13 protein-coding genes and 2 pseudogenes are annotated in these 17,020 nt (G+C 74.6%); 6 read left to right on the forward strand and 9 right to left on the reverse strand.

From position 1 onward, the window contains the following. The first annotated feature begins 620 nt into the window (after positions 1–620). Positions 621–1,628, forward strand: coding sequence for an NAD-dependent epimerase/dehydratase family protein (locus EFE23_RS02875; protein WP_123239311.1), 1,008 nt, complete (start codon positions 621–623; stop codon positions 1,626–1,628). 112 nt (positions 1,629–1,740) lie between these two features. Here EFE23_RS02875 and EFE23_RS02880 read toward each other — a convergent pair whose 3' ends face one another. Then, positions 1,741–2,730: an Acg family FMN-binding oxidoreductase gene (locus EFE23_RS02880; protein WP_123239312.1), complete on the reverse strand. Its 990-nt coding sequence runs from the start codon at positions 2,728–2,730 to the stop codon at positions 1,741–1,743. Positions 2,731–2,917: 187 nt separating this feature from the next. On the opposite strand from EFE23_RS02880, the gene EFE23_RS02885 reads away from it, so the two are divergent. Further along, positions 2,918–3,556, forward strand: a complete 639-nt coding sequence (locus EFE23_RS02885; RefSeq protein ID WP_046565573.1) for a response regulator — start codon at positions 2,918–2,920, stop codon at positions 3,554–3,556. Positions 3,557–3,578: 22 nt separating this feature from the next. Here EFE23_RS02885 and EFE23_RS02890 read toward each other — a convergent pair whose 3' ends face one another. Both EFE23_RS02890 and EFE23_RS02895 read right to left on the reverse strand, forming a co-directional pair. Next, positions 3,579–5,249: a sensor histidine kinase gene (locus EFE23_RS02890; protein ID WP_199736898.1), complete on the reverse strand. Its 1,671-nt coding sequence runs from the start codon at positions 5,247–5,249 to the stop codon at positions 3,579–3,581. Positions 5,250–5,342: 93 nt separating this feature from the next. Continuing rightward, complete coding sequence (locus EFE23_RS02895; RefSeq protein ID WP_123239314.1) at positions 5,343–6,353, reverse strand: Acg family FMN-binding oxidoreductase; 1,011 nt, start codon at positions 6,351–6,353, stop codon at positions 5,343–5,345. A 190-nt stretch (positions 6,354–6,543) separates the two neighbouring features. Between EFE23_RS02895 and EFE23_RS02900 the strand changes: the two genes are divergently transcribed. Continuing rightward, complete coding sequence (locus tag EFE23_RS02900; protein WP_123239315.1) at positions 6,544–8,892, forward strand: heavy metal translocating P-type ATPase; 2,349 nt, start codon at positions 6,544–6,546, stop codon at positions 8,890–8,892. A 618-nt stretch (positions 8,893–9,510) separates the two neighbouring features. Here EFE23_RS02900 and EFE23_RS02905 read toward each other — a convergent pair. The 6 genes from EFE23_RS02905 to EFE23_RS02930 form a co-directional block, all read right to left on the reverse strand. Continuing rightward, positions 9,511–10,377 (reverse strand): universal stress protein, encoded by an 867-nt coding sequence (locus EFE23_RS02905; RefSeq protein ID WP_123239316.1) that lies wholly within the window; start codon positions 10,375–10,377, stop codon positions 9,511–9,513. Then, complete coding sequence (locus tag EFE23_RS02910; protein WP_123239317.1) at positions 10,374–12,776, reverse strand: phosphoketolase family protein; 2,403 nt, start codon at positions 12,774–12,776, stop codon at positions 10,374–10,376. Before EFE23_RS02910 ends, EFE23_RS02905 begins: the two co-directional genes overlap by 4 nt. Positions 12,777–12,904: 128 nt before the next feature. Next, positions 12,905–13,732, reverse strand: coding sequence for a universal stress protein (locus EFE23_RS02915; RefSeq protein ID WP_123239318.1), 828 nt, complete (start codon positions 13,730–13,732; stop codon positions 12,905–12,907). Between the two features lie 68 nt (positions 13,733–13,800). Further along, on the reverse strand, positions 13,801–14,625 hold the full coding sequence (locus tag EFE23_RS02920) for an oxidoreductase (RefSeq protein WP_123239319.1): 825 nt from the start codon (positions 14,623–14,625) through the stop codon (positions 13,801–13,803). Beyond that, complete coding sequence (locus EFE23_RS02925) at positions 14,622–15,185, reverse strand: TetR/AcrR family transcriptional regulator (RefSeq protein WP_123239320.1); 564 nt, start codon at positions 15,183–15,185, stop codon at positions 14,622–14,624. The genes EFE23_RS02920 and EFE23_RS02925 overlap by 4 nt, the downstream gene beginning before the upstream one ends. 91 nt (positions 15,186–15,276) lie before the next feature. Beyond that, the gene (locus tag EFE23_RS02930; RefSeq protein ID WP_123239321.1) at positions 15,277–16,077 is read right to left on the reverse strand and encodes a PP2C family protein-serine/threonine phosphatase; all 801 of its coding nucleotides are present in this window, start codon (positions 16,075–16,077) and stop codon (positions 15,277–15,279) included. 104 nt (positions 16,078–16,181) lie between these two features. Here EFE23_RS02930 and EFE23_RS02935 point away from each other — a divergent pair, with 104 nt between their 5' ends. The 3 genes and pseudogenes from EFE23_RS02935 to EFE23_RS29685 all read left to right on the forward strand — a co-directional run. After that, the gene (locus EFE23_RS02935) at positions 16,182–16,418 is read left to right on the forward strand and encodes an HTH domain-containing protein (RefSeq protein WP_030501777.1); all 237 of its coding nucleotides are present in this window, start codon (positions 16,182–16,184) and stop codon (positions 16,416–16,418) included. Next, a pseudogene (locus EFE23_RS29680) lies at positions 16,418–16,618 on the forward strand (Clp protease N-terminal domain-containing protein); the annotation flags it as partial. The gene EFE23_RS02935 and the pseudogene EFE23_RS29680, both read left to right, overlap by 1 nt. A gap of 177 nt (positions 16,619–16,795) precedes the next feature. Continuing rightward, positions 16,796–16,972 (forward strand): annotated as a pseudogene (locus EFE23_RS29685) (Clp protease N-terminal domain-containing protein); the annotation flags it as partial. Positions 16,973–17,020: the final 48 nt, after the last annotated feature.

The raw sequence follows: 17,020 nt of genomic DNA on the forward strand, positions 1-17,020 counted from the left end.
CTCTCGCGGGGCTTTCGCGGGGCTCGGCCCTGTCCGGGCTGGGCCGCTTCGCGGCGCCGGGACCATGTGTAACGACCGGCGGGCCACCATCATTCCCGGTCATCTGCCGGGCGGGACTGCGTCATCCCGCTGGGCGGGGCGGTGGTCTTCCTCGGCCGTACACCGGTGTTCAACGCCCCCGACCCCACCACCATTCCGCCCCCACGATGTCCCCGGTCACACGCGGTCCGGCCCACACGCACAAACCGAACAGGCCATCCTGAAACCGGACCGCCCATCTCGACCTCGTGACCGGGACACCTCAGCCATACCGTGACCCGGCCACAGCCGCGACCGCCCAGCCCAGCCACACCGCGATCGCGCAGCCAGCCCACCACGACCGGGGCAGCCAGCGGCACCGACCGGGCCAACCCAGCCCACCGCCAACCAAACAGCCCTCCCGACCACGATCGGACAAGCACCCACAACTACCTGCCCGACCGGACCGCGGGGCCGGCCGCCGGCGTGATCCGACGCGATATCGCCGACGTGGCGGTATCTGATCCGCTTCTGCCCACGGCAGATCCGCTGCGGGTGAACAGGGGGCGGCGACCGGCCCGGGGGCGGGCAGGGTGGGACGCATGAGGTTGCTGATGCTGGGCGGGACAGGATTCGTCGGTGGGGCCACGGTGCGGGAGGCGCTGCGCCGCGGCTGGTCGGTGACGGTGTTCAACCGGGGATTGCACGGCGAGGTGCCGGCCGGCGTCCACCGGTTGCGCGGGGACCGGACGGCGCCGGACGGGTTGGCGGCGCTCGCCGGTGGCCGGTGGGACCTGGTGGTGGACACCTGGGACGGGGCGCCCCGGGCGGTGCGGGACGCGGCGCGGGCCCTCGTCGACGCGGTTCCGCACTACGTCTATGTGTCCAGCGGGTCGGTGTACGCCGAGCCGGTGCCGGACCGGGTGGGCGAGGACGCCGCGACCGTCGATGCCGAGGCGGACGCGGGCGACGGGGACTACCCGCGCAACAAGTCCGGCGGGGAACGGGCCGCGGTGGAGGTCTACGGTGACCGTGCGTTGCTGGTCCGGGCCGGGCTGATCCTCGGGCCCGGGGAGGACATCGGTCGGCTGCCCTGGTGGCTGCACCGGGTCGCCCGCGGGGGCGAGGTGCTCGCCCCCGGGCCGCGGGACCTGCCGGTGCAGTACATCGACGTCCGTGACCTGGCGATCTGGCTGTTGGACCGGGGCAGCGAGGGCGTCGGTGGGGCGTACAACGCGATCGGTCGGACCGGGCACGCGACGATGGGTGAGCTGCTCGACGCGGCGGTGGCGGCGACCGGGTCGGCCGCCACGCTGCGCTGGACGGACCCGGAGCCGATCCTGGCCGCCGGGGTGGAGCCCTGGAACGACCTGCCGATCTGGGTCCCGCCGGGGCACCCGTACCGCTGGTTGCAGGAGCGGGGCGTCGAGCGGGCGTACGCGGCGGGGCTGGTCTGCCGGCCGGTCGCCGAGACGGTCGACGACACCTGGCGCTGGCTGCGGGCGGTCGGTGGGGTGCCACCGCGCGCCGGGCGACCCGCTCGGGCGGCGGTGGGACTGGCCCCGGAGCGGGAGGCGGCACTGCTGGCGGGCACTGTGACCGGGAGTTGACCGGGCAGGCCCCACAGCGACAGCGGACAGCGAAGACGGAGCTGGTCCGGCGGGTCGGCGTCACGGTCGAGCACCCGGGGCTTGGGGCGCCGGCGTCCACCGCCCGGCCCGGTCATCGCCCGGCCGCTGGCCGGGTACCGACTGGTATGTCCAGCACCTCGTCCACCGACCGGCGCGGGGTGGCGACGCCCGGCTGGCCGTACCCGATCCGCATGACCATCTGTGGCGTGCCGAACCGGCCCAGCGACAGCCGCAGCGCCTCCCGGGCCGCCGGCACCTCGATCGGCTGGGAGATCATCGAGGCGGCCAGGCCGGCGTCGGTCGCGGTGAGCAGCACCCGCTGCAGGGCCTGGCCGGCCATGACCTGGTCGATCGCGGTGTTTCCCGCCGAGCCGAGGACCGCGACCAGGGGCTCCGGCTCGAAGTCCCGGCCGGGAGCCCGGTTGCGTCCGCCGAAGCCGCGCTGGGGCAGCAGGTCCTGCGGTTCGCTCTGCGGGCCGCCGGCCGCCGTCGGCACCCCGTCGGGCGAGGGCTCGGAGCGGATCCAGGCGGCCCGTTCGGCCACGTACGCGGGGTCGCGTTCCAGCACCCGGTGGGCGCTGCGGGCGACCTCCGCGAACGCGTTCACCGCGCTGGTCCCGATCAGCAGCTCCAGCCAGCACTGCTCGGCCCGGGCGGCCTCGCCCAGCCGCCAGCGGGCGTCGGCGGGCACCGGGTCGGGCCAGAACGGGGCGCGGTTGCTGAACCGGCGGCCGATGGCCGCGTACAGGCTCTGCTCGGTCGGGGTGGGACGGCGCGGGACGTCCGGGACCAGCCGGGCCACCACGTCCGGGTCGGCCGGGTACGGGCGGAGCCGGACGCTGGCCGGGGTGCCCGCGACGGCGAGCGCCAGCCGCAGGTTGAACAGCGCCGCCCCGCAGGCGATCCGGGCGCCCCAGCCGCTGGGGTCGGTGGCCGGCAGCCGGCGCAGCGGGTCGACGGAGAGTTCGATCCCGCCGTCGCGCAGCCGGAACCGCCACGGCTGGGTGTTGTGCAGGGACGGCGCCCGGACGGCGTCGACGAGGGCGGCCCTGAGCTGCTCGACGGTGAAGCCGGTGGTCATGATGCTGCTCCTTCCGTGCGGGCCGTGCCGCCCCCGGTTGGTGTACTCCCACGGTGCGTCGACCAGGGGCTTTCCGCGCAGGGCCGGAGGTCCCCTCCTGCTCGGGTCCGTCTGCCCGCCCGCGGCGCGTCCCGGTAGGGACCTTCGACCCGTGCACGAGACCGCCGACAGAGGGTAGAAAGGACGGATGATCCGGGTGTTCCTGCTCGACGACCACGAGGTCGTCCGTCGTGGCCTTGCCGACCTGCTCACCAGCAGCGGCGACATCGAGGTGGTCGGTGAGTCCGGCTCCGCCCAGGAGGCGGCCCGGCGCATCCCCGCGCTCCGCCCCGACGTGGCGATCCTCGACGCCCGGCTGCCCGACGGCAACGGCATCGACGTGTGCCGGGACATCCGTGCCGTGGACTCCTCGATCAAGGGCCTGATCCTCACCTCGTACGAGGATGACGAGGCGCTCTTCGCGGCGATCATGGCCGGCGCCGCCGGCTACGTGCTCAAGCAGATCCGCGGCACCGACCTGGTGGACGCGGTCCGCCGGGTCGCGGCCGGGCAGTCGCTGCTCGACCCGGCCATCACCACCCGGGTGCTGGAGCGCATCCGCAGCGGGGTGGAGCAGCCGCGCGAGCTGAAGAGCCTCACCGAGCAGGAGCGGCGGATCCTGGAGTACGTGGCCGAGGGGCTCACCAACCGGGAGATCGCCGGCAAGATGTTCCTGGCCGAGAAGACCGTGAAGAACTACGTCTCCAGCGTGCTGGCGAAGCTGGGGCTGGAGCGGCGTACCCAGGCGGCGGTGCTCGCCACCCGGCTGCTCGGCAAGAGCCACTGAGGCGGCGGGCCGCGCCGCCCGGTCAGTCGCGCAGCGGGACGCTCCAGCGCAGCTCGGTGCCGTGCGGGACCATCCGGCTGAGCTGGAAGTCCCCGCCGAGGCGCTCGGCGCGCTCGCGCAGGTTGACCAGGCCGCTGCGGGCCGCCTCCGGGTCGCAGCCCACCCCGTCGTCGGTGACCGTGACCGTCACCCAGCCGTCGTCGACCTTCACCTGCACCGACACCCGGTCGGCCCCGGAGTGGCGTACGGCGTTGGAGAGCGCCTCGCGGAGCACGGCGGTGAGTTCGGGGCGGAGCGTGTCCGGGACGGCGCTGTCGATCGGGCCGATCAGCTCCAGGCCGGGGCGGTAGCCCAGCGACTCGGCGGCCACCTCGATCGCGTCACGGATCTCGGTACGCAGTGCGGCGCTCATCGGGGTGCGCAGCTCGAAGATGGTGCGGCGGATGTCCCGGATGGTGGCGTCGAGGTCGTCGACGGCCTGGTTGATCCGCTTGGCCGCCTCGGGGCGGGCGCTCATCGCCCCGCTCTGCAACTGCAGGCCGGTGGCGAACAGCCGCTGGATCACCACGTCGTGCAGGTCGCGGGCGATCCGTTCGCGGTCCTCCAGGACCACCAGCAGCTCCCGCTCCTCCTGGCCGCGGGCCCGCTCCATGGCGAGCGCGGCCTGGCCGGCGAAGCTCCCCAGCAGCGCCACGTCGTCCTCGGCCGCCGGACCGTGGTCGGGGCCGTGCGCGATCACCAGGACGCCGTGCAGGACGTCCGCCGCGGCCAGCGGGGAGACCACCGCCGGCCCGGCGATCACCGGGCGGGGCCAGGGCGCGGCCTCCGCGATGTTCTCCACCATCTCGTGGCGGCGTTCGGTGACCGAGCCGGCGAAGGTGGTCTCGTTGGCCGGCAGCACGGCGCCGACCAGTTCCCGGGCGGCCTCGTCGGCGCCGTCGACCACCTCGACGGTGAACTGGCCCTCGTCCTCGTCGTAGAGCAGAACCAGGGCCAGCTCCGCCTCGGCGACCTCGCGGGCCCGCCGGGCCACCAGGCTCAGCGCGTCGGTGCGGCGCACCTCGCCGAGCAGCACCGAGGTGATCTCGGCGGTGGCGGCCAGCCAGCGTTCCCGCCGGTGGGCCAGCGCGTAGAGGCGGGCGTTCTCGATCGCCACGCCGGCCGCCGCGGCGAGCGCGACCACGATCTCCTCGTCGTCCTCGGTGAACTCGGCCGCCCCCTGCTTCTCGGCCAGGTAGAGGTTGCCGAAGACGTGGTCGCGGATGCGGACCGGCACGCCGAGGAAGCTGTGCATCGGCGGGTGGTGCTTCGGGAAGCCGTACGACTTGGGGTGCTGGGTGATGTCCGGCATGCGCAGCGGCCGCGGGTCGTCGATGAGCAGGCCGAGCACGCCGCGACCGTGCGGCAGATCGCCGATCTTGGCGTGCAGTTCCGCGCCGATGCCGTGGATGATGAAGTCGTGCAGGAGCCGGTCGGGGCCGATCACCCCGAGCGCGCCGTACTTCGCGCCGACCAGTTCGCACGCGGACTCCACGATCCGCTGCAGGGTGCTGCGCAGGTCGAGGTCGGAGCCGATGCCCACCACGGCGTCGAGCAGGGCCCGGAGCCGCTCCCGGCTGGTGACCACCTCACCGACCCGGTCGAGCATCTCCTGGAGCAGTTCGTCGAGCCGGACCCGGGACAGCGGGGTCAGCCCCAGTGACGGGGTGACGTGCTCGTTCCGGGGGTTCGGTGCGCTGGCCACCGGGCGATCTTACCGCCCGGTGGCCGGACCGGACGAGTCCGGTTACGGGAGGTAGTCGCGCACCGCCGAGGTGTCGACGACCTGCGCGGTGTCCAGCCGCGGGGTGTGCGGCGGCCCGGCGTGCGTCGGGTCCGCCAGCCCCAGCCGCATCGAGATGTACGGGTAGCCGAGGTCGGACAGCATGTGCCGGAGCGCGTGGCGGGTGGCCTCGACCTCCACCACGCCGCTGAGCGGGACCAGGGACACCCCGAGGCGGGTGGCGGTGAGCCAGGCGGCGGAGAGGGCCTCGCCGGCCCGCAGCCAGCTGTCCGGTTCGTCCTCGGTGCCCCAGAGGATGCCGTACACGGCGGCCCGGTCGTGCCCGGGACCCACCGGCAGGGTGCCGTGCCGGCCGAAGTCCCGCGCCGGGACAGTGGTCCGCGGCGCCTCCTGGGGCAGCACCTCCGGCGGCAGCCCGGTGCCGGTGCCGGCCCGGCTGGTCCAGTACGCCAGCTCCTCCTGCAGTTGCGGCTCATCGGCCTCGACCGCCGCCGCCTGCTGGGCCGCGCTGGCCAGTTGGATCTTCTGGGTGTCGTCCAGCACTTGGAGGTTGACCCCCTCGCGGGTGGCCGCACGGTCGATCTCGCCGAGCGCGGCGGTGGGGATCGGCTCATCGCTGACCGGCCGGCGGTCGGTACGGCGGACCTGCATGCACTGCACCATGTGCATCGCGTCCGGGTCCGCGCCGGTGTGCTTGAGCCCGGTCAGGCGGGCCAGCAGGTCCGGCTGGTCGGGGTCGGGCAGCCGCTCCACCACCGGTGTCCAGCCCTCGGCGGCCAGCGCCACCCGGGCGTGGTGCAGCGCGGTGCCGCAGCTGACGACCAGCAGCCGGCCCTCCGGGTCCATGGCGCTGAGGTGACGCTCCCGGACCACCCGCAGCTCCAGTCCCTCGTGCAGCACCGTCCAGTGCCACGGCTGGGTGTTGTGCACCGAAGGGGCGTGGCCGGCCATCCCGGCTGCCTCCGCCAGGGCGGTGGTCAGCGGGCGGTCCGTAGCCGGCGTCTCGTGGCTCATCGTCACGACCTTTCCTGTTTTCCCCATCGTGCCCCAGACCGGGGCCGACCGGGCGGGCTTGCCGCTCCATCCTCGGGCATCCCCGGACGGCCCGCACGCCCCGTCCGTCCCGCGCGTCAGGGCCGTTCGACCCCCGGGAATACCCGGGTTTGCCCTACCTGCGACACGGGGCCACTGAGACGATCCGCACGTGGGAGCGGAACCGCGCGAGTGCGTGCCCGAGCACCCGGTGCAGCGGCGCCGGGCGGACTGGTTGAAGTGGGCGCCGCTGACCCTGCTCACGCTGGCCGTGCTGGCCGGCGCCGGGCTGTGGTTCGTCGGGCTGCGCGGGGTGGCTCAGCTGATCTGGGCGGCGGTGACCCTGGTCGCCCTGGTGCCGGCGGTCTGGACCACGTTGCGGCAGCTCTGGCACCGCCAGTTCGGCGTGGACGTGATCGCCGTGCTCGCCCTGGTCGGCGCGCTCCTGGTCCGGGAGTACCTGGCCGGTGCCGTGATCGCGGTGATGGTGGCCACCGGGCAGGCGTTGGAGAACTACGCGCAGCGCCGGGCCACCCGGGACCTGCGGGCGCTGCTGGAACGCGCGCCCCGGCAGGCCCGGCGCCGGACCCCCGGCGGGGGGATCGAGGTGGTGCCGCTGGACCGGATCGCGGTGGGGGACCGGCTGGTGGTCGGTCCGGGCGACGTGGTGCCGGTGGACGGCACCGTCGAGGAGGCCGCGACGCTGGACGAGTCGGTGGTCACCGGCGAGTCGCAGCTGGTCACCCGGGCCGCGGGGGAGCAGGTGGCCAGCGGTGTGGTGAACGCCGGCGCGGGGTTCGGGCTGCGGGCCCGCAAGAACGCGGCGGAGAGCACGTACGCCGGGATCGTCCGGCTGGCCGAGGAGGCCACCGCCCGCAAGGCCCCGATGGTCCGGCTGGCCGACCGGTACGCGGCCGGCTTCGTGCCCTTCACCCTGCTGCTGGCCGGCGCCGCCTGGCTGCTCACCGGCCAGTTCATCCGGGCGGTGGCGGTGCTGGTGGTGGCCACCCCCTGCCCGCTGTTGCTGGCCACCCCGATCGCCATCGTCTCCGGCCTGTCCCGGGTGGCCCGGCGCGGCGTGCTGGTCCGCGACGGTGGTTCGCTGGAGCTGCTGGGCCGGGCCCGCACCCTGCTGATGGACAAGACCGGCACGCTCACCGCCGGCCGCCCGCGCGCCGCGGAGACGGTGGTCGCGCCCGGTGGCGACCGGGACGAGGTGCTGCGGCTGGCCGCCTCCGTCGAACAGCTCTCCCCGCACGTGCTGGCCGCGGCGCTGGTCCGGCAGGCGCGCGAGCAGGGACTGCCGCTGGCCGAGCCGACCGACGTCACGGAGGAGCCGGGGCGCGGGGTGACCGGCCGGGTGGGCGGCCGGCTGGTCCGGGTCGGCCAGCTGTCCGGCGAGCCGCCCGAGTGGGCCCACCGGGTCCGCGAGCGCGCCGAGCTGGCGGGCCGCTCCACCGTCTGGGTCAGCGACGACCGGGCCCCGCTCGGCGCGATCCTGCTCGAGGACCCGGTACGCCCCGACGCCCGGCGCACCGTGCGGCGGCTGCGCGAGGCCGGGCTGAGCCGCCTGGTGATGGTCACCGGCGACCGGCCGCGGACCGCCCGGCAGGTGGCGCAGACCGTCGGCGTGGACGACGTCTGGGCGCAGTGCTCGCCCGGGGAGAAGGTCGACCGGGTCAAGGAGGAGTCGGGCCGCGCGGTCACCGTGATGGTCGGCGACGGGGTGAACGACGCCCCGGCGCTGGCCGAGGCGCACGTCGGGGTGGCGATGGGGGCGACCGGAGCAACGGCCTCGGCCGACGTGGCCGACGCGGTGCTCACCGTGGACCGGCTGGACCGGCTCGCCGACGCCGTCGAGATCGCCCGATACGCCCGCCGCATCGCGGTGCAGAGCGCCACCGTCGGGATGGGCCTCGCGGTGGTCGCGATGGTGGTGGCCGCCGCCGGCGGGCTGCCCCCGGTGGCCGGCGCGTTCCTCCAGGAGGGCATCGACGTGCTGGTGATCCTCAACGCGCTGCGGGCCCTCGGCGGCGGGCTGCGCCGCCGCGATCTCCCGCCGGAGACCCGGGCCCTGCTCGACCGGTACGCGGGCGAGCACGGCGGGGTGCGCGACGTGCTGGACCGGCTGCGGGACACGGCCGACCTGGTGGCGCTGAGCCCGGAGGCGGCGGAGTGCGTACCGGCGCTGCGGGACGTGCACCGGCGGCTGGTCGACGACGTGCTGCCGCACGAGGCGGCCGAGGAGAAGCAGCTCTACCCGGCCCTGGCCGGCCCGTTGGGCAGTGCCGAGGCCACATCGACGATGAGCCGGGCGCACGTGGAGATCAGCCGGCTGGTGGACCGGATCGGCGGCCATCTGGCCCAGCACCCGGACGGCCGGCTGCGCCGCGACGAGGTCCCGGACCTGCTCGCCGCCCTGTACGGCCTGGACGCCGTGCTGCGCCTGCACCTGGCGCAGGAGGAGGAGGACTACTTCTCGCTCAACCCGGAGGAGGGGCCGGCCGCGTCGGGCCAGTGACCTTCGCGCCGGTCTGGCGCCCGCTCGGCGGGTCGCCCGCTCGGCGGGTCGCTCGCTCGGTGGCCCGCTCGCTCGGTGGCCCGCTCGCTCGGTGGCCCGCTCGCTCGGTGGCCCGCTCGCTCGGCGGTCGCGTGTCGTGACGACCCCGCCACCCGGTTCTCAGTGACATGTCGCTGCGACATATTCATGTCTCAGCGACATGTCTGAACAAAGGACAGGGCCTTCCCGCTGGGGTAACGGAGCGTCACGGGCGAAGCGCCGGGGGTGGGAGCGCCGCAGGCGGCGGGAGCGCCGGGGGTGGCAGGGAACTGCGGAGCCGGTCCGCGAAGGGCCGAGGGCGCGAGGGGCGAAGTCCGCAAAGGGGCGAGCGGGAAGGGGCACGGGTCCGCGAGAGACGCGAAGGGCCGAGGGGCGCGAGGGGCGCGGGGCAGGGTCCGCGGTGGGCGAGGGCGCGAGGGGCGAGGGCGCGAGGGGCGAGGGCGCAAGGGGCAGGGTCCGCGAGGGCGTGCGGGGGCGAGGGGCGCGGTCCGGGGAGGAGCGCTGGGGCGGGGCAGCTGCGGATTGGCCCGCCGTGGACCGGTCGGCCACCCGGGTGGGCGCCGACCGGTCCGCGCAGGCTCAGCGTTCCCGGACCACCGCGACGGGGCAGTGTGCGTGGTGGATGAGCTGCTGGCTGACCGACCCGAGCAGCATGCCCCGCAACCCGCCCCGGCCCCGGGTGCCGACCACCACGAGCTGGGCCTCCTGGCTCGCCTCCACCAGCAGCGCGGCCGGGTTGCCCGGGGTCACCCGGATCTCCACCGGGACCTCGGGGAAGGTCTCCCGCCACTGGGCGAGGTCCGCCTCGGCGGCCGCCCGTTCGGTGGCGGTGACCTCCTCCGGATCGAAGCCCGGCGGCACCCACCGCTCACCGGGCGGCTCCCAGACCCGCAGCACCCGCAGCGGTACGTCCCGCTGCGCGGCCCGCTCGACGGCGAAACCGAGCGCCCGCAGCGAGGTCTCCGAGCCGTCCACGCCGACCACCACCGGGCCGGAGGTGGCGGCCTGCCCGTCCCGTACCACCACGACCGGGCAGTGCGCGTGGGCGGTGACGGAGACGGCGGTGGAGCCGGCGAGCAGGCCGCCGAAGCCGCCGTGCCCCCGGCTGCCGAGCACGAGCATGCCAGCCTCGGCGGAGCGTTCCTGGAGCACCAGGGCGGGCGGCCCGTCGAAGACCTCCCCGTGCACGGTGAGGCCGGGCCGCTCGGCGGCGGCGTCCGCCGCCGCCTTGCGGACCAGGTCCTCCACCTGCCGGCGCGCGGTCTCGTCCGGCCAGATGCCGGGCGCGACCCCGGGACCGATCCAGCCGGCCACGGTCAACCACTCGAAGACGTACGCCAACCGGACCGGCCGGCCCGAGCGGCCCGCCTCGTCCATGGCCCAGTCCAGGGCGACCGACGCGTCCGCCGAGCCGTCGTAGCCGACCAGGATCTCCTCGGAACTCATGACTGGCCCCGCAGGCCCTGCTCGGTCTCCCGGATCCACCGCCACTCGGCGACCCGGGGATCGTCCTCGCCGTACCGGCGGGTGTAGTCGCGGCAGGCCTGGCGGGCGTCGACCATCTCCTGGCGGAGGTGGGCGGCGCGGGCGGCGAGCCCCGGCACCCGGTCGATGACGTCGATGACCAGGTGGAAGCGGTCCAGGTCGTTCAGCATGACCATGTCGAACGGCGTGGTGGTGGTGCCCTCCTCCTTGTAGCCGCGCACGTGCAGGTTGTCGTGGTTGGTCCGCCGGTAGGTGAGCCGGTGGATCAGCCACGGGTAACCGTGGTAGGCGAAGATGACCGGCTTGTCGCGGGTGAAGATGGTGTCGAACTCGTTGTCCGGCAGGCCGTGCGGGTGCTCCGACGGCGGCTGCAGCCGCATCAGGTCAACCACGTTGACCACCCGCACCCGCAGCTCCGGCAGGTGCTGGCGGAGCAGGTCGGCGGCGGCCAGCGTCTCCAGCGTCGGCACGTCACCGGCGCAGGCGAGCACCACGTCCGGCTCGCTGCCGTCGTCGGAGCTGGCCCAGTCCCAGATGCCCAGGCCGCGCCGGCAGTGCTGGATCGCCTCGTCCATGGTCAGCCAGTTCGGCGCCGGCTGCTTGCCGGCCACCACCACGTTGATGTAGTGGCGGCTGCGCAGGCAGTGGTCCATGGTGGAGAGCAGGGTGTTGCCGTCCGGCGGCAGGTAGACCCGCACCACCTCGGCCTTCTTGTTGACCACGTGGTCGATGAAGCCGGGGTCCTGGTGCGAGAAGCCGTTGTGGTCCTGCCGCCAGACGTGGCTGGAGAGCAGGTAGTTCAGTGAGGCCACCGGCTCCCGCCAGGGGATGTGCCGGGTCACCTTCAACCACTTGGCGTGCTGGTTGACCATCGAGTCGACGATGTGGATGAACGCCTCGTAGCTGGTGAAGATGCCGTGCCGGCCGGTCAGCAGGTAGCCCTCCAGCCAGCCCTGGCACAGGTGCTCCGAGAGCACCTCCATCACCCGGCCGTCCGGCGAGAGGTGGTCGTCGCCGGGGACCTGGCTGCCGACGAAGGCCCGGTCGGTGACCTCGAAGGCGGCGCCGAGCCGGTTCGAGGCGACCTCGTCCGGCCCGAAGAGGCGGAAGGTCTCCGGGTTGCGGGCGATCACGTCCCGCACCCAGGGGCCGAGCGCGCCGGTCGCCCCGGCCATCGGCTCGCCCGGCTGCTTGACCTCGATCGCGTAGTCGCGGAAGTCGGGCAGGTCCAGGTCGCGCAGCAGCCGGCCGCCGTTGGCCACGGGGTTGGCGCTCATCCGCCGGTCGCCCCTTGGGGGCAGCGAGGCCAGCTCGGCGACCGGGGCGCCGGTGGCGTCGAAGAGCTCCTCCGGCCGGTAGCTGCGCAGCCAGCGCTCCAGCTCGGCCAGGTGCGCCGGGTTGTCGCGTACCTCGGCGATGGGCACCTGGTGGGCGCGGAAGGTGCCCTCGACGTGCTTGCCGTCGACGTCCTTCGGCCCGGTCCAGCCCTTCGGCGTACGCAGCACGATCATGGGCCAGCGGGGACGCTCGACCTGGCCGCCGGAGCGGGCCCGGCGCTGGATTTCGGCGATCTCCTCGACCGCGCGGTCCAGGGTCGCGGCCAGCAGTTGGTGCACCCGGGTCGGGTCGTCGCCCTCGACCACGTACGGCTGGTAGCCGTAGCCGCGCATCAGGTCGAGCAGGTCCTCGCTGGGGATCCGGTCGAGCACGGTGGGGTTGGCGATCTTGTAGCCGTTGAGGTGCAGGATGGGCAGCACCGCCCCGTCCCGGGCCGGGTTGAGGAAGACATTGGACAGCCAGCTGCCCGCCAACGGGCCGGTCTCCGCCTCGCCGTCCCCGATCACGCAGGCCACCAGCAGGTCGGGGTGATCGAACGCGGCCCCGTACGCGTGGCTGAGCGCGTACCCGAGCTCGCCGCCCTCGTGGATCGAACCCGGCACCTCCGGCGCCACGTGGCTGGGGATGCCACCGGGGAAGGAGAACTGGCGGAACAGCCGCTGCATGCCGGTCTCGTCCCGGGGGATGTGGTGGTAGAGCTCGCTGTAGGTGCCCTCCAACCAGGTGTTGGCCACCAGGGCGGGGCCGCCGTGGCCCGGCCCGGTGACGAAGATGGCGGACAGGTCCCGGTCGACGATGACCCGGTTGAGGTGCGCGTAGATGAGGTTGAGGCCGGGGCTGGTGCCCCAGTGCCCCAGCAGGCGCGGCTTGACGTGCTCGGACTTGAGCGGCTCGCGGAGCAGCGGGTTGTCGAGCAGGTAGATCTGCCCCACGGTGAGGTAGTTGGCCGCCCGCCAGTAGGCGTCAAGCCGGCGCAGCTCGTCTTCGGTCAGTGGGCTGTGCAGGTCGAGAGCGGTGTCCATGCTGCGTTAGCCTCTCGCGGCTCGGGGTCTTCTGCCACCCGGGGCGGCGGATCTCCCACCCCGGCAGATCCAGCCTCGTCGCTGCGGCCGGAATTGATCAGGGCCGTTGGTCCCGGGATCCACGGGCGTCACGACCCCTCCCCGCGTTCCGGGTCGATGCCCCGGACGACGATCACCGGGGCGGGCGAGTGGTAGAGCAGGGTCTGGCTGACCTCGCCGAGCATGCCCCGCCACGACTCGTCGCCGCGCGGCCCGACCAGGGCCACCTGCGCCGAGCGGGACTGTTCCAGCAGGACGGTGGCCGGGTCACCGCGGATGGTGTGGCACTCGGTGGCCACCGTGGGGTGCCGTGGCCCGTACCGGGCCACCGCCTCATCCAGCAGGTGGTCGTCCTCGGGGTGCTGGTGCTCGACGACCCGGACGGCGAGCAGCCGGGCGGACCGTCGTCGGGCGCAGTCGAAGGCGTAGCCGAGCGCGACCCGGCCACTCTCCGACCCGTCGAACCCGACCAGCAGCGGCCCCTGCGGCGGCGGCGTCGACCGGCCGACCAGCACCGGGCAGCCGGCCCGGGCGGCGAGCTGCACGGCGGGTGCGTCGGCCGGCACGCAGGTCGGGCAGTCGGACATCCCACCGTCGCCGAGCGCCACCAGGAACGCCGAGTCGGAGGCCCGGATCAGCGCCTCGACCGGGGAGCCCTCGACGATCTCGCCGCTGACCGGCACGGCCGGCTCGGCGGCGGAGGCCACCTGCCCGGCCCGTTGCAGCAGCTCCTCGGCGGCGTCGCGTGATGCGCCGACGGTGGGCGCCTCGAAGGCCGCCGCCCAGTTGAAGGCGTGCAGCAGGTGCAGCGGGCGGCCGTGTGCGGCCGCCTCGCCGACGGCGGCCCGGACCACCTCGAGGTCCTCGTCCGACTGGCCGACGCCGACCACCACCGCGCCGTGGGTGGGTGCGGTCATCCCGCCTCACCTCCCGACCGCGTTCACCTCACCCACGGTAGTCAGCGGGTGGCCCGGCCCGGGTCGGGTCAGCGGAACTGGAGCCGGTTCACGGCGTCGAAGAGCCGGGCGCCGAGCAGCCGGCGGGTGTGCACCATCGCCCAGGCCGCGGCGGTGACCAGGTAGCGGGTGCGTGGCCGGCGGGCGGTCGCCGCCCGTTCGATCACCCGGGCCACCGTCTCCGGCGTCGCCGCGAGCATCCGGTTCTGGTACGACCGCGCCATCACCGTGTCGACGGTGGCGACCATCTTCCGGTACGGCCCGTCCGGGGCGGACCCGGCGCCGAGCGAGGAGGCGGCGACGGCGCCGAAGCCGGTCCGGATCAGCCCCGGTTCGACGATCGCCACGTCCACCCCGAACGGCTGGACCTCCTGGCGCAGCGCGTCGGAGATCGCCTCCACCGCGTACTTGCTGGCGTGGTAGTAGCCGCCGCCGGGGAAGACCAGCCGGCCGCCCATCGAGCTGACGTTGACGATCCGGCCCCGGCCGGCCCGCCGCATGCCGGGCAGCACCAGCTGGGTGAGCCGGCTGAGCCCGAAGACGTTTGTCTCGAACTGGGCGCGGACCCGGTCGAGCGGGGTCTCCTCGATCGGGCCGTACTCGCCGTAGCCGGCGTTGTTGACCAGCACGTCGACCTGGCCGTGCTCGGCCTCCACGGTGGCCACGGCGGCGCGCATGGACGCCTCGTCGGTGACGTCGAGGGGGAGCAGCCGGGCGCCGGTGTCGGCCAGGTCGGCGATCGCCTCGACCTTGCGCGCGGTGGCGTAGACGGTGAGGTCGGGTCGGCGGGCGAGCCGCCGGACGGTGGCGCGGCCGATGCCGGAGGAGGTGCCGGTGATCAGGACGGTGGTCATGTGGGGTCTCCCGGGTGCGGTCGCAGGCCCGCGACGACCAGCGCGACGCCGTCGCGCAGCCGCCGCCGGGGCAGGTCGGGGTCGGTGAGGTCGGCCTCCAGGCCGCGGGTGAGCGCGACCAGCACGTCGGCGACCGCGCGGGCGCGCGGCCCGGCGGCGTCGGCCAGCGTGCCGGCCACCAGGTCGGTCAGCTCCCGGGTGTACGCCTCGACGAGGTCGCCGGTGAGCTTCGTGCTGGCGTCGAGCAGTTCGGCGGCGTGCCGGCTCTCCCGGTGCAGCCGCAGGGTGAGTTCGAGCTTGGCGGCGAGCAGGTCGTGCAGCCGCCGCTCCAGCGTGCCCGCGTCGGCGGCGCTCCGGCGGGCGGCGGCGAGCGACTCGGCGAAGAGCCGCTCGGCCAGCCGCCGGTACGCGTCGTCCTTGTTGCGGACGTACTGGTAGACGGCGGGGCGGGACATTCCGGCCGCCGCCGCGATGTCGTCCATCGTCGTCCGCCGCACGCCGTGCCGGGTGAAGCACTCGTACGCGGCGGTGAGGATCGCTTCCAGCCGCTCGCTCGACATGCTGACAATGATTGCACAAATTGTCAGCTCGTCACAGGTGGCGCCGCTCACCCGGTGCCGGGCGAGGTCGAGGCGAGGGTCGAGGGTGCGCTCAGCGCGGGGTGGGGACCGCCGGGTGGACCCGGACGATCACCGCGGTGGCGTTGTCGTCGCCTCCCTCGTCGAGGGTGGCGGCGAGCAGGGCCTCGGCGGTACGCGCCGGATCCTGGCGGGCGGCCAGCAGGTCCCGCAGCCGGTGGTAGTCGAGCTGGTCGCTGACCCCGTCGGTGCAGAGCAGCCAGGTGTCGCCGGCGCGCAGCGGCACGGCGAGCAGGTCCGGTTCCGGCTTGTCCGGGTGGCCCACGTAGCGCAGCAACTGGTAACGCGCCCGGGCCGCCTCAGGGGAGTCCGCCGGCCACCAGCCGTGCACCACGCCCAGCCAGGCCATGGTGTGGTCCACCGTGATCAGCTCCAGCAGCCCGTCCCGCAGCCGGTACGCCCGCGAGTCGCCGAGCTGGACCAGCCATCCCTGGCCGGTCTCGGGCTCGACGACCATGGCGGTCAGCGTGCAGCCGGTGAGCCCGGCGACGGCCGCCCCGGCCCGGCGTACCCGGAGTTGGGCCTCGGCCGTCGCGGCGCGCAGCGCGGCCGGGTCGACGGCCGGCCAGCCGCCGCGGACCTGGTCGACGAAGGTGCTCATCGCGGTGGCGCCGGCGACCCGGCTGCCCTCGCCGTCGCCCATGCCGTCGGCGACCCCCGCGAGCGGCAGTTCCGGATCGAGGTGCAGCACGTCGAAGTTCTCGGGGTAGCGGTGCCCGACCACGCTGCCCCCGGCGATCTCCAGGCCGAGCCACCCGACCGTCAGCCGGCGGGCGGCCTCGACGGGTCGGTCCAGGGGGCGACGGCGGAACACCAGCGGACCGTAGCACCGGCCGGGGCGCGGCCGGGCGTCATGGAGTTCGTGTTTCCTGTCAACCAGGGTTGACAGGACTTCCCTTGTCAACCTATGTTGACAACATGAGTCAGGCGACGGAACTCGCGGCGGCCGCCGGCAGCACCGACCCGAAGGTCGGGCTCCGCGCGGTGCTCGCCCTGCGCCGGCTGCTCGAGCGACTCGAGGTGATCCAGGTCGACAACGCCCGACGACAGGGCTGGTCCTGGCAGGAGATCGCCGACGCGCTCGAGGTCAGCCGGCAGGCGGTCCACAAGAAGCACGCCGGGCGACCGGCGGTACGGGGAAGCTGGGAGGCGTGATGTTCGAACGGTTCACCGACCGGGCCCGGGCCGTGGTCCGGCACGCGGTCGACGAGGCCCGCGCCGAGGGTCGGCGCCCGGTCGGCACCGAGCACCTGCTGCTCGGCGTGCTGTCCGACGGCGACAACCTGGCCGTCCGGGTGCTCTCGGACAGCGGTGTCCGGGCCGAGGAACTGCGCGCCGCGGTGGCCCGGCACACCGCGGCCGGCGTCGACGGCCTGGGCGAGGCGGACGCCGCCGCGCTGCGCGAGATCGGCATCGACCTCGCCGCGATCGTCGCGCGGATCGAGGAGTCGTTCGGTCCGGACGCGCTGCGCGAGGCCCCACCCGCCCCGCGCCGCTGGTGGGGCGGCCGGCGCCGGCCCGACGACGGCCGGTTCTCGCCCCGGGCCAAGAAGGTGCTGGAGCTGTCCCTGCGCGAGGCGCTGCGACTGCGGCACCATCACATCGGTACCGAGCACATCCTGCTCGGCCTGCTCCGGGAGGGGAACGGCCTCGCCGCGCTGGTGCTCACCGAGGCCGGCGCCGACCTCGACGACCTGCGCCGCCGGGTGGAGGCCGCACTGCGTACGGCGGCCTGAGCGGCCTGCCCCGTCGCGGCC

This window comes from Micromonospora solifontis (genome assembly GCF_003725545.1).
GTDB lineage: Bacteria > Actinomycetota > Actinomycetes > Mycobacteriales > Micromonosporaceae > Micromonospora > Micromonospora solifontis.

Excerpts from the sequence above, each read along its gene's own strand:
- EFE23_RS02905 (WP_123239316.1), bottom strand. The coding sequence starts at position 10,377 with ATGAGTTCCGAGGAGATCCTGGTCGGCTACGACGGCTCGGCGGACGCG.
- EFE23_RS02875 (WP_123239311.1), top strand. The coding sequence starts at position 621 with ATGAGGTTGCTGATGCTGGGCGGGACAGGATTCGTCGGTGGGGCCACG.
- EFE23_RS02880 (WP_123239312.1), bottom strand. The coding sequence starts at position 2,730 with ATGACCACCGGCTTCACCGTCGAGCAGCTCAGGGCCGCCCTCGTCGAC.
- EFE23_RS02935 (WP_030501777.1), top strand. The coding sequence starts at position 16,182 with ATGAGTCAGGCGACGGAACTCGCGGCGGCCGCCGGCAGCACCGACCCG.
- EFE23_RS02910 (WP_123239317.1), bottom strand. The coding sequence starts at position 12,776 with ATGGACACCGCTCTCGACCTGCACAGCCCACTGACCGAAGACGAGCTG.
- EFE23_RS02895 (WP_123239314.1), bottom strand. The coding sequence starts at position 6,353 with ATGAGCCACGAGACGCCGGCTACGGACCGCCCGCTGACCACCGCCCTG.
- EFE23_RS02885 (WP_046565573.1), top strand. The coding sequence starts at position 2,918 with ATGATCCGGGTGTTCCTGCTCGACGACCACGAGGTCGTCCGTCGTGGC.
- EFE23_RS02925 (WP_123239320.1), bottom strand. The coding sequence starts at position 15,185 with ATGTCGAGCGAGCGGCTGGAAGCGATCCTCACCGCCGCGTACGAGTGC.
- EFE23_RS02915 (WP_123239318.1), bottom strand. The coding sequence starts at position 13,732 with ATGACCGCACCCACCCACGGCGCGGTGGTGGTCGGCGTCGGCCAGTCG.
- EFE23_RS02920 (WP_123239319.1), bottom strand. The coding sequence starts at position 14,625 with ATGACCACCGTCCTGATCACCGGCACCTCCTCCGGCATCGGCCGCGCC.